The sequence below is a fragment of the Nonomuraea sp. NPDC050383 genome (genome assembly GCF_044459125.1).
Classification (GTDB): Bacteria; Actinomycetota; Actinomycetes; order Streptosporangiales; family Streptosporangiaceae; genus Nonomuraea.
The window spans coordinates 267351-279423 of the sequence record NZ_JBITIP010000003.1; the positions used below are offsets into that span (position 1 = coordinate 267351).

General features: G+C 67.8%; 10 protein-coding genes and 1 riboswitch. Of the genes, 2 read left to right on the forward strand and 8 right to left on the reverse strand.

Annotated features, from left to right (window positions below):
• Window positions 1-345: 345 nt before the first annotated feature.
• The 5 genes from ACIBG4_RS09530 to ACIBG4_RS09550 all read right to left on the reverse strand — a co-directional run bounded on the left by ACIBG4_RS09530 (window position 346) and on the right by ACIBG4_RS09550 (window position 7046).
• The gene (locus ACIBG4_RS09530) at window positions 346-2850 is read right to left on the reverse strand and encodes an ATP-dependent Clp protease ATP-binding subunit (RefSeq protein WP_355437609.1); all 2505 of its coding nucleotides are present in this window, start codon (window positions 2848-2850) and stop codon (window positions 346-348) included.
• A gap of 791 nt (window positions 2851-3641) precedes the next feature.
• On the reverse strand, window positions 3642-3974 hold the full coding sequence (locus ACIBG4_RS09535; RefSeq protein WP_310708059.1) for an Lsr2 family protein: 333 nt from the start codon (window positions 3972-3974) through the stop codon (window positions 3642-3644).
• Between the two features lie 524 nt (window positions 3975-4498).
• On the reverse strand, window positions 4499-4981 hold the full coding sequence (locus ACIBG4_RS09540; protein ID WP_397201436.1) for an RDD family protein: 483 nt from the start codon (window positions 4979-4981) through the stop codon (window positions 4499-4501).
• 111 nt (window positions 4982-5092) lie between these two features.
• Entirely contained in the window at window positions 5093-6391 is a 1299-nt protein-coding gene (locus tag ACIBG4_RS09545; RefSeq protein WP_397201437.1) for an RDD family protein, read from the reverse strand.
• 94 nt (window positions 6392-6485) lie between these two features.
• Complete coding sequence (locus ACIBG4_RS09550) at window positions 6486-7046, reverse strand: amino-acid N-acetyltransferase (RefSeq protein ID WP_355437615.1); 561 nt, start codon at window positions 7044-7046, stop codon at window positions 6486-6488.
• Window positions 7047-7312: 266 nt separating this feature from the next.
• Window positions 7313-7467, forward strand: a riboswitch (cyclic di-AMP (ydaO/yuaA leader).
• 5 nt (window positions 7468-7472) lie between these two features.
• On the opposite strand from ACIBG4_RS09550, the gene ACIBG4_RS09555 reads away from it, so the two are divergent.
• Window positions 7473-8513, forward strand: coding sequence for an NlpC/P60 family protein (locus tag ACIBG4_RS09555; RefSeq protein WP_397201438.1), 1041 nt, complete (start codon window positions 7473-7475; stop codon window positions 8511-8513).
• A gap of 16 nt (window positions 8514-8529) precedes the next feature.
• Here ACIBG4_RS09555 and ACIBG4_RS09560 read toward each other — a convergent pair whose 3' ends face one another.
• On the reverse strand, window positions 8530-8742 hold the full coding sequence (locus tag ACIBG4_RS09560; protein ID WP_310708054.1) for a LuxR C-terminal-related transcriptional regulator: 213 nt from the start codon (window positions 8740-8742) through the stop codon (window positions 8530-8532).
• 336 nt (window positions 8743-9078) lie between these two features.
• Window positions 9079-10560: a bifunctional lysylphosphatidylglycerol synthetase/lysine--tRNA ligase LysX gene (gene lysX / locus ACIBG4_RS09565; RefSeq protein ID WP_397201439.1), complete on the reverse strand. Its 1482-nt coding sequence runs from the start codon at window positions 10558-10560 to the stop codon at window positions 9079-9081.
• Window positions 10561-10718: 158 nt separating this feature from the next.
• Between lysX and ACIBG4_RS09570 the strand changes: the two genes are divergently transcribed.
• Entirely contained in the window at window positions 10719-11219 is a 501-nt protein-coding gene (locus ACIBG4_RS09570) for a hypothetical protein (RefSeq protein ID WP_355437622.1), read from the forward strand.
• A 69-nt stretch (window positions 11220-11288) separates the two neighbouring features.
• Here the strand turns inward: ACIBG4_RS09570 and ACIBG4_RS09575 are convergent, their stop codons facing one another.
• Window positions 11289-12071 (reverse strand): type III pantothenate kinase, encoded by a 783-nt coding sequence (locus ACIBG4_RS09575; RefSeq protein ID WP_310708050.1) that lies wholly within the window; start codon window positions 12069-12071, stop codon window positions 11289-11291.
• Window positions 12072-12073 lie beyond the last annotated feature (2 nt).

Sequence of the window (12073 nt, forward strand, 5' to 3'; positions counted from 1 at the left end):
TCTTGCGGCTTACTTGGGGGGGACTTGGTGCTGCTCTACACACAGTAGTACTACTCGGCGTCGCGGGCACACTTTCGGGCCAACAATTCCGCAACGAGCCATGAAACAGCCGCGCCGCAGCTCCGGACGCCGCGCCTGACCGGCGGGACAGGGCCCGCAGAGCCGGCCGCCGCACGAGACTCCGCCAGAGACACCGCCAGAGACACCGCCAGAGACGGCCGGAGAAGCAGACAGCCGGAAAGGGGGCAGCCGGAAAGGGGGCAGCCGGCCGGGAGACGGCCGGGAAAAAGGAGAAGCCCCCGTGTGAGCGAGTCACACGGGGGCTTCGGTGCGCCCCTGGGGGCGTCAGTTCTGGATCGAACCGGCGATCGCGGCGGCCGAGTCCGGAACGTGGGCCGGCGCGTTCTCACCCACGAAGGTGAACTTCGCGTTGTCGCCCTCGCCCTCGATGGCCACCTTGATGACCTGCCCCGGACGGAGCTCGCCGTACAGGATCTTCTCCGACAGCGAGTCCTCCAGCTCGCGCTGGATGGTGCGCCGCAGCGGACGGGCGCCCATGACCGGGTCGTAACCGCGGTCGGCCAGCAGCTGCTTGGCCTCGGGCGAGACCTCGAGCCCCATGTCGCGGTCCTTCAGCCGGGCCTCGACCTGCGCGAGCATCAGATCCACGATCTGGATGATCTCGAGCGGCGTCAGCTGGTGGAAGACCACGATGTCGTCGACACGGTTGAGGAACTCGGGCCGGAAGTGCTGCTTGAGCTCCTCCTGGACCTTGCCCTTCATCCGCTCGTAGTTGGACTCGGTGTCGTTGGACTTGGCGAACCCGACCCCGATGCCCTTGGAGATGTCCCGGGTGCCGAGGTTGGTGGTCATGATGATGACCGTGTTCTTGAAGTCCACCACGCGGCCCTGGGCGTCGGTCAGGCGACCGTCCTCCAGGATCTGCAGCAGCGAGTTGAAGATGTCGGGGTGGGCCTTCTCGATCTCGTCGAACAGGACCACGGAGAACGGCTTGCGCCGCACCTTCTCGGTGAGCTGGCCGCCCTCCTCGTACCCGACGTAGCCGGGAGGCGAGCCGAACAGCCGCGAGACGGTGTGCTTCTCCATGAACTCCGACATGTCCAAGCTGATCAGCGCGTCCTCGTCGCCGAACAGGAACTCCGCCAGAGCCTTGGACAGCTCGGTCTTACCGACACCGGACGGGCCGGCGAAGATGAACGAGCCGCCGGGACGCCGCGGGTCCTTCAGACCGGCGCGGGTACGCCGGATGGACCGCGACAGGCCCTTGATGGCGTCGTCCTGGCCGATGATCCGCTTGTGGAGCTCGTCCTCCATGCGGAGCAGGCGCTGCGACTCCTCCTCGGTCAGCTTGAAGACCGGGATGCCGGTGGCCGTGGCGAGGACCTCGGCGATGAGCTCCTCGGTGACCTCGGCGACGACGTCCATGTCGCCGGCCTTCCACTCCTTCTCGCGCCGCTCACGCTTGAGCTGGAGCTGCTTCTCCTGGTCACGGAGGGCAGCCGCCTTCTCGAAGTCCTGCGCGTCGATCGCGGACTCCTTGTCGCGGCGGACATTGGCGATCTTCTCGTCGTACTCGCGCAGGTCCGGCGGAGCGGTCATCCGGCGGATGCGCATCCGCGAGCCGGCCTCGTCGATGAGGTCGATCGCCTTGTCGGGAAGGTAGCGGTCGCTGATGTAGCGGTCGGCCAGCTGCGCGGCGGCCACCAGCGCGCCATCGGTGATGGACACCCGGTGGTGCGCCTCGTAGCGGTCGCGCAGACCCTTGAGGATCTCGATCGTGTGGCTGAGCGAGGGCTCGGCCACCTGGATCGGCTGGAAGCGCCGCTCCAGCGCCGCGTCCTTCTCGAGGTACTTGCGGTACTCGTCGAGGGTCGTGGCACCGATGGTCTGCAGCTCACCGCGGGCCAGCATCGGCTTGAGGATGCTGGCGGCGTCGATCGCGCCCTCGGCGGCGCCCGCACCCACGAGCGTGTGCAGCTCGTCGATGAACAGGATGATGTCGCCGCGCGTGCGGATCTCCTTGAGCACCTTCTTCAGGCGCTCCTCGAAGTCACCGCGGTAGCGCGAGCCGGCGACCAGAGCGCCGAGGTCAAGCGTGTAGAGCTGCTTGTCCTTCAGCGTCTCGGGCACCTCGCCCCTGACGATCTTCTGCGACAGGCCCTCGACGACGGCGGTCTTGCCGACGCCGGGCTCGCCGATGAGAACGGGGTTGTTCTTGGTCCTCCGGGAGAGGACCTGCATGACCCGCTCGATCTCCTTCTCACGGCCGATGACCGGATCCAGCTTGCCCTCGCGGGCGGCCTGGGTCAGGTTGCGGCCGAACTGGTCGAGCACCAGGGAGGTCGACGGGGCCGACTCCTGCGGGCCGCCCGCGGCGGCCGGCTCCTTGCCCTGGTAGCCGTGGAGCAACTGGATGACCTGCTGCCTGACACGGTTGAGATCGGCTCCAAGCTTGACCAGCACCTGAGCCGCCACACCTTCACCCTCGCGGATGAGCCCGAGCAGGATGTGCTCGGTGCCGATGTAGTTGTGGCCCAGCTGCAGAGCCTCACGGAGCGACAGCTCAAGAACCTTCTTGGCCCGCGGGGTGAACGGAATGTGCCCCGACGGAGCCGACTGGCCCTGGCCGATGATCTCCTCGACCTGCTGGCGCACTCCTTCAAGGCTGATGCCCAGGCTCTCCAGAGCCTTGGCGGCTACGCCTTCTCCTTCGTGGATCAAACCAAGAAGAATGTGCTCAGTGCCGATGTAGTTGTGGTTGAGCATCCTGGCTTCTTCTTGCGCCAGGACGACAACCCGCCTCGCTCGGTCGGTGAACCTCTCGAACATCTCGTCGCTCCTCACAGAGCGGTCAGTCAGGCCGGTTTAGTCCGGTCCCGTCATCCCGCATGCTAGCCCTGGCTCGGCGAACCGTGCCCACTGCCGCTGACACGCTCTATAGCAGAGACGTTCCCCGAGAGCAGGGCGTTCACCCTCTATCCAACTACCGTTCGGGGGTGACATGTTCCCGATACGCCGCAAGCGAACGATGTTTAGGGGACTCGGGGAAGCGACTCCAATTCGCCGCTCCTGCAGGGGATGGATCCGCGCGGACGGTCGTCCGATCACCTTGTCATCGGACGCCGCCGGACGCCGTGTGGTAACCGGCCCGGGAGTGGCCGTCGCCCGCACATGACGTCAGCCGTGTCCGAAACCCCTGCGTCAACATCCTACGTGCCGCGTCAAAGGGCCGCCAATCGTTCATGAACAGGCCCGCCGGCGGTGAAATCCATGGTCTGGTCAGCCCGGTTACCGAGGGCCGGAAGACCGCCCGCCGGGCCTGTCACCAGGCGGCCGGGCGGGCGGGCGGGATTTGCGCGGGAGGACGGCCCGGGCGGATGGGACGGGCCACGGCGAAGAAACAGCGTCCGGAGAGCGCCCGGGCAAAAGGGCTTACGCCGGCGGCATTCGGCGACGGGAAGGAGAACGGGGGTCAGGCCCCAAATACCGGCTCACCCGGCGATACCAAGATCCATAAGGGCGCGGGACGTCCAGTATTTGAGAAGCACAGAAATGATCATGCGCTTATGGCGTTCGCCGGGGTCCTGGGCGAGCGCCATAAGCGCATGGTCCGCGGTCGCTCAGTGGGCCCGCTCGTACTGCTCGACGACGGTGGAGGCGATACGGCCACGCTCACTGACCGGCAGGCCATGAGCCTTCGCCCACTGACGGATCTCCGAGCTCTTCTCGCGGCTCATCGCCCGCTGGCCGCCGCGCCCGCGCCGCCGCGTCGACACGGCGCCTGACCGGCGAGCGTGCTGAACGAAAGGCGAGAGGGCGTCCCGGAGCTTCTTGGCGTTCAGGTCGCTGAGGTCAATCTCATAGGAGGAGCCGTCAATGGCGAAGCTGACCGTCTCATTGGCCTCGCCCCCATCGAGGTCATCGATGAGAATCTCCTGGATCTGCTTGGCCATCTACGCAATCCTTTCCCGGAGCATTGTTTCATTCGCTGGCCCAAACATATACCCGGAAAGGCGCTAAGACAATTCAGAGGTGCGGAGATTCGGCTGACTAGCCGCTCAGTGTGGATCAGTTGCCGTTCTCGGCCTCATCCGGCCGGTTTGACCTGCGCCCGGCCGCCTCCGACCGCACCAACTTCACGACGCCAAAGATGAAGGCGCCGCCGACCACCACCGGGGGGATGAGCGCCGACAATACGTCTGTAACGGCTTGCATTCGTCCTCGCCTCCACAGCGGACGGGGGTTTCAGGGAGCTCCCTTTATGCACCACGGGCGCGGGGAGCATGAGCGGGCCTCATGCCGCTCCAGGTCTCAGGCATCCGCTCACGACCATAGCGGTACGCGAGCGCTCCACGCCTGACAGGGCCACCGACATCGGGCCGCCCTGGTTGCCCCATAGCCTAATGCCAGTCTCTCCAGGCTCCTTACCGGATCAAGGGAAAATTTTGCTGAATGGCATCGCCGCAGGTACGAACCCTCAACGAAGATCTTTGACGACGAACGTTCCGGCCAGCCGGTCATGCGGCCCACGCTGCAGTGGCTTGTCGATCAAGATGATCATCCCCACGGCGAACACGTAGATTCCGCCCAGCAGATTGACCAGCGGAATACCCATCAGCATGACCGGGCCGGGATACACCAGGGCGCGTTTCAGCAGTGCGGCCCGCGGAAGGTCGCGCGGCGTCACCCGAATCTTCATGATCGCCTTGCCGAACGTCCGGCCGGCGCCGGAAAGAGCCACCCACTCATAGGCGGTATATCCCAGCCCGGCCAGGAACCAGGCCGCCACCCCGGGCAGGCGGCCGGCCGTCGCCTCGGACACGCCGACAGTCCGGAAGGCGGCCCATAGGACGATGAACAGAATGTAATAGAAGACCCCGAACACGAGGCCCTCAATGAGGCGCGTGGCAAGCCGTTCCCACCATTCAGCGGGCGTCCCGCCCGGCCGCGCACCCGCCATAACCCACCTCGGCGCCGAACTCGTGGCCTCATATTGCCACGGCCCGGTCCCTCACGTACCCGGGTACAAAACAGAGGCCGGCACGGAGCCGGCCTCTGCTGGGGTTCGCGATTACTTGATCTTGACCACCACGGTGCCGGCCACCTTGTCGGCGAACGTCTGCTGCAGCGGCTTGTCCCAGAGTTGCGACGCGCCGTTCACGGCCACCAGAAGCCAGCCGATGAACGACGAGAGCGGGATGGGGAAGGCGGCGAGAATATAGCCGCCCCATGTCACGCCGGCCCGCTTGAGCGCGACGTCGGTGGGCAGGCCGCCCTGCGGCACGGGGCCGCCGACAGGAGCGATCTTGATGCCCATGACCATCTTGCCGAGGGTCTGGCCCCTCATCTTGGTCATGAGGAATTCGTAGCCGACGTACAGGGCGGTCAGGATGAGGCCGACCAGGATGCCGACCGCCGTTCCGCTGAGCAGGCCGGACGAACTGCCGGTGGACCAGTCGTAGCTGACCGCGAGGAGCGCCACGAGGATGCCCGAGACGATCAGGCCCACCACGAAGAAGATCACCCAGTCGATGAGCCGGGCCACCAGCCGCTGCCACCACTCGGCGAGCGGCGCCGGGGCGCCCGGAGGCTGCACGCCCACCGGCTGGCCGTAGGGCTGGCCGTATCCCGGCTGACCGTAGCCGGGCTGGCCGTACTGCTGCCCCGGGCCGTAGCCCTGCTGCGGCTGCCCGTACCCGGGCTCACCGTAACCGGGCTGGCCGTAGCCCTGCTGACCGTAGCCCTGCTGGGGCTGGCCGTAGCCGGGCTGCGACTGCCCCTGGGGCCCGTAGCCCTGCTGCGGCTGGCCGTAGCCGGGCTGCGAGGGCGGCTGCTGCCCGTACTGCTGCTGGCCTGGCTGGCCGTAGCCCTGCTGCTGGTAGCCCTGCTGCGGCGGGGGCGCGTAGCCGGGCTGGCCGTACTGCTGACCCGAGGGCGGCTGCTGGCCGTACTGCTGCTGCCCGTAGTCGGGTTGGGAGGGCTGCTGCTGGCCGTACTGCGGCTGGCCGGGCTGCCCATAGCCCTGCTGCGGCTGGCCGTAGCCCTGCTGGGGCTGGCCGTAGCCGGGCTGCGACTGACCCTGGGGCCCGTAGCCCTGCTGCGGCTGCCCGTAGCCCGGCTGGGACTGGCCCTGCTGCCCGTAGCCCGGCTGCCCGTACTGCGGCTGGCCGGGCTGACCGGGCTGGCCGTAGCCCTGCTGGGGCTGGCCGTAGCCGGGCTGACCGTAGTCCTCGGCGCGGTAACCCACCACCGTCGCGTCGGGGTCGGCCTCACCGTGGGGACGGTTCGGAGTGTGTTGTCCGTACTCGGGATTCCCGGCAGCGTTCTCGCCGGATTCGTCCTGTGGATACGGCGGCTGTCCGGTGCTCACCGTGTCACCTCGCTTCGAGAGTGCATGTAGCACATGTCAGGACACATGCCTGTGCTGCCCAACGTATCGACATAGGTATCAACAATCACCTTTCTCAGCGGTCAAGGTCGGCGTCACCGGATGTCAGATGGAGCAGCATGCGGGTGTTGCCCAGGGTGTTAGGCTTGACGTGCTCAAGGTCGAGGAACTCCGCCACACCCTCGTCGTACGAGGCCAGCAGCTCGGCGTAGACCTCCGGGGAGACCGGGGTGCCCTGGATCGGGCGGAACCCGTGGCGGGCGAAGAAGTCCACCTCGAACGTCAGGCAGAACACCCGGCTGAGCCCGAGATCCACCGCCGTGCGGGTCAGCGCGGCGACGATCCGGTGGCCGATGCCCAGCCCGCGGAAGGCGGGGTCCACGGCGACGGTCCGGATCTCGGCCAGATCCTCCCAGAGCACATGGAGGGCGCCACAGCCGACGACCTGGCCGCCGCGCTCGGCGACCCAGAACTCCTGCACGTCCTCGTACAGGGTGACCGTGGCCTTCTCCAGAAGGCGAGGACCGGCACCGGCGTAGGTGTCGACCAGGCGCCTGATCGTCCTGACATCCGACGTGCGGGCGCGGCGCACCACGATCTCGGTGTCAGGCACGGTGACTTCGGCGACCTGTTCCATGGGCATCCAGAGTACAGATCCCATTACGGCTCGTACCAAAATCCGCTCCGCCTACGGCATCCGACATGTCACTACCGTGCGCTCCCTTCGGGCAACGTACTGCTCAAGGCATGGCAAAGTAGACATAAAGTCGGACCGGCATCGGGTGACGCATCGTCCACTCGTGACCCTTCGGTAGCGATACCTCTACAGAGTTGGCAGTTCTGGTTGAGCACGAACCCGAGGTGCACTAATGTCCAGCGACGATGTCACCCGCGCGACCCCCGCGCGGAGACGCGCCCAATCCCCGCAGGGGAGCCGGGGACCCGCCGGTGGCGAGCTCTCAGTGCCACCACATGGGGTGAATCCGAGCATCACGCTCGGTAGGGCTGCTCCGGCCCGAACCCGTCAGCTAACCCGGTAGGCGTCGAAGAGAGGAGCTGGTCGGTGAAGCGCACGCGCCGCCGCGGAAGGACGAGAGCGGGCCTGGATGCCCGCCCTCCGAAACAGGCGCTCCTGCGCCGTTTCGCCGTCCTGAGCGCCGCCGTCGTGGCGCTGGCGTTCGCGTTCCCGCCCGGGTCCGCCGCCGCCGACCCCGAGCCCTCCCTGAAGGAGCTGTCCAAGCGGGTCGAGGCGATGCACACCCAGATCGAGACCCTCAGCGAGCAGTACAACGGCTCGCGGGAGAAGCTCAAGACCGCCCGCAAGACCGCCGAGCAGGCCAGGAAGGTCCTGGCGACCAGCCAGGCCGACCTCGACGCCAAGCGCGCCAAGACGAGGCTGCTGGCCCAGCAGGAGTACATGACCGGCGGCTTCAGCCGCGCCATCGCCCTGATGGACGACGGCGACCCCGGCGCGTTCCTCAACCGGGCCGCCACCACCTACGCGCTGGCCCAGGAGGCCGGCGACGAGGTCAACCAGGTCGTCAAGGCCATGGAGACGGCCAAGCGGGCCCAGTCCGAGGCGAAGGCCCACATCGACGAGGTGGAGAAGCTCGTCACCGACCTCGACACGAAGCGCGACAAGATCGTGAAGCTGGTCGCCAAGGTGGAGAGCAACCTGTTCAGGCGGGCGATCGGCGAGGCGGGCCGCCCGGGCACGCCGGCCGTCCGCGTCGCCCTGCCGATCTCGGGCGCCGGCAAGGCCGCCGAGGCGGCCAGGTGGGCGCTCACACAGCAGCTCAAGCCGTACGTCTGGGGGGCCGAGGGGCCGAGCTCGTACGACTGCTCCGGTCTCGTCATGGCCGCCTACCAGCGGGTCGGCATCTCGCTGCCGCACTACACCGGCAGCCAGTGGACCGCCGGCCGGCACATCTCCAGGGAGGAGCTGCGCCCCGGCGACCTGGTCTTCTTCTACGGCGACCTGCACCACGTCGGCATCTACATCGGCGGCAACATGATGGTCCACGCGCCACGCACGGGTGACGTCGTCAGGGTGGCGTCGCTGGCCAACCGGCCGTTCGTGGGCGCCGTCCGCGTCGCCGACTGAACCCTCGACGGGCCGCTCAGATGAGCTGGCGGCGGGCGGCCCAGGCGACTGCCTCGATGGCCGTGGCGACCCCGATGCGGTCGCAGATGCCGCGCAGCCGACGGCGCACGGTGCGCCCGCTGATGTCGAGGCGCCTGCCCACCCGATCGACGGTGACTCCCCTGGCAAGCTCCGCCAGCAAGGCTAGATCGGCGTGGCTAAGCTCAACCTGATCGGTGAGCACATCCATCGGGAGCCCTCCCCCCAACAGCAGTCTCGGAGTCGTCGTCGGCCCGTGCAAAGCTGTTCGCTCCGCAGACGTTAAACGCATACGGGAAAGGCCGTCAAGCGCGATATCCGTGGCACTTGACGGCCGTCATTGACTTGATCCGTCGTATGTGGGGGACTCGGCGAGTGTCGGCACTTCGGGGCACGCTGCGCGATCACAGCGGCCCTTACAGGCCCTCACCGGGAATCCTGACGCGGGCGCCCACCGGCGCATTTGGTCCGGCACGATCCCGCAATTGCGCATGACCCGTTCTCAGGGCCCTTCGCCGTGCCGCCGGTGCGGCGGCACGGCCGGGGCTCAGTGGGCCGGCTTGACGAGCGGGAAGAGGATCGTCTCGCGGATGTTCTTGCCGGTGAACGCCATGATCATCCGGTCGATGCCGGCGCCCATGCCGCCGGTGGGCGGCATCGCGTACTCCAGGGCCTGCAGGAAGTCCTCGTCGAGCTGCATGGCCTCCGGGTCGCCGCCCGCCGCCAGCAGCGACTGCTCGACCAGGCGGCGGCGCTGCTCGACCGGATCGATGAGCTCGGAGTAGGCGGTGCCCAGCTCCGTGCCGAACCCGATGAGGTCCCACTTCTCCGTCAGCAGCGGGTTGTCGCGGTGCTGACGGGTCAGCGGCGAGGTCTCCAGCGGGTAGTCCATGACGAACGTCGGCTGGATGAGCGTGTGCTCCACGAGCGCCTCGAACAGCTCCTGGACCAGCTTGCCGGGACCCCACTTGGGGTCGTGGTGGACGTCGTGCTTGTCCGCCAGGTCGCGCAGGCGCTCGATCGGCGTCTCGGTGGTGATCTCCTCGCCCACCGCCTCCGACACGGCGCCGTACAGCGTGACGCGCGGCCACTCGGGGATGCCCAGGTCCACCTCGACGCCGTCGTGCACGACCACCGAGGTGCCCAGCGCCGCGACCACGGCCTTCTGGTACATCCGCTGGGTCAGGTCGGCCATGTCGTTGTAGTCGAGGTAGGTGCCGTACGCCTCGAGCATGGTGAACTCGGGGTTGTGCGTGGAGTCCGCGCCCTCGTTGCGGAAGTTGCGGTTGATCTCGAAGACCTTCTCGATGCCGCCGACGACGAGCCGCTTGAGGTAGAGCTCGATCGCGATGCGAAGGTAGAGCTCCATGCTGTAGGCGTTGATGTGGGTCTTGAACGGCCGGGCCGTCGCGCCGCCGTGGATCGGCTGGAGCATGGGCGTCTCGACCTCGAGGTAGCCCTCCTCGTGCCAGAAGTCGCGCACCGCGCGCACGGTGGCGCTGCGGATGCGGGCCATCTCCCGCGCCTCGTCGTTGACGATGAGGTCGACGTAGCGCTGGCGGACCCGCGCCTCCGGGTCGGTGAGGCCGATGTGCTTCTCCGGGAGCGGGCGCAGGCACTTGGAGGTGATCTGCCAGCTCTCGGCCATGATCGACAGCTCGCCACGCCGGGAGGTGATGACCTCGCCGATCACGCCCACGTGGTCGCCCAGGTCGACGTCGCGCTTCCAGGCTGCCAGGGACTCCTCGCCCACCCGGTCGAGGGAGATCATGACCTGCAGGTCGCCGGTGCCGTCGCGGAGCGTGGCGAAGCAGAGTTTCCCACCGATCCGGTTGAGCATGACGCGGCCCGCGACCGCGACCTGCTCACCGGTCGCGGTGTCGGGCTCCAGGCCCTCGTGTGTCGCTCTGACCTCGGCGTTGGTCGCCGTGCGCGGGAAGCTCACCGGGTAGGGGTCGACGCCTTCGCTGCGAAGGCGGTCGAGCTTCTCCCTCCGGATGCGCATCTGCTCGGGAAGTTCGTCGCTCACAGCATCAAAGAGTAGGGGATATGGCGAACTGCAAGGGCTCGTCGGTTCGTTGCAGGGTCGTCGCAACGCCCCCGCAAGACCTCCGCGTTACCCATGACCCAAGAGCTCAGGGGGGTTCGGCAGGGAGCCGGCCCAGGGAGAGAGCTCAAGGAGAGATCATGATCAAGCAGATCGCGACCGGTGTCCTGGCCGCCGCTGCGACCACCGCCCTGGCGCTGTCGCTGCCGACGGCCGCCGGTGCCACCACCGCGACCGCGTCCTCCGCGTCCTCGGCGGCCCACTACGACAGCGACTCCTGGGGCCCGGTGTTCTCGCGCCAGCACCTCGCCAAGGCCGACGGCCGGATCAGCGTCGACTGGGACGACGAGCAGGAGTCCAACTCCGTCGACGTCCGGGGCCGGCTGTTCGACCTGGACGACCGTGACTACGACGAGGGCGGCAAGTGCGCGTACGTGAAGTTCGAGGCGAGCGACTTCGACCACGAGTGGTCCCAGGTCTACAGCAAGAAGTACTGCGGCTTCCCCGGCTACAAGAGGTTCCACTTCGAGACCGAGGACGCCACCAGCGTGCGGGTGAAGGTCTGCCAGACCGGCCAGCACGGCTCGTACCCGACGAAGTGCGGTCCCTGGGAGTACATCTACACCGCCGAGAGCGAGTAGCCGTCGCCCGCCACCGTCCCGAGCGGCCCCCTTCCCGAGCGGGGGCCGCTCGTCCGTGTTCGGGGGGCGTCAGCTCGTGTTGCGGTTGTAGATGAGCCGCAGGCCGATGAGCGTCAGCCAGGGCTCGTGCACGTCGATGGAGCGGGACTCGCTGACCACGAGCGCCGCGTGCCCGCCGGTGGCGACCACGGTCACGTCGTCGGGATCGTCGGCCAGCTCGGCGACCATCCGCTCGACGATGCCGTCCACCTGGCCGGCGAAGCCGTAGATGATGCCGGCCTGCAGGGCCTCGACGGTGTTCTTGGCGATGACCGACCGGGGGCGGACCAGCTCGACCTTGTGGAGCTGGGCGCCGGCCGCCGCGAGCGCGTCCACGGAGATCTCGATGCCGGGGGCGGTGACGGCTCCCACGTACTCGCCCTTGGCCGACACCGCGTCGAACGAGGTCGCGGTGCCGAAGTCGACGATGATGCACGGGCCGCCGTACTGGTCGATGGCCGCGAGCGCGTTGACGATGCGGTCGCTGCCGACCTCCTTGGGGTTGTCCATGCGCACCGGCACGCCCGTGCGCACTCCGGGCTCCACGATCACCGCGGTCACGTCGCCGTAGTAGCGGCGGCACATCTCGCGCATCTCGTTGAGCACGCTCGGGACCGTGGAGCAGATCGCGATGCCGCTCACGTCGGCGCCCTTCAGCAGGGGCGACTGGGCGAGCAGCCCCTGCAGGACGACCGCGATCTCGTCGGCGGTGCGGCGCGCGTCGGTGGCGAGCCGCCAGTGCTCGATGACCTCATCGCCCTCGAACAGACCGAGCACCGTGTGCGTGTTGCCGACGTCGATCGTGAGCAGCATCC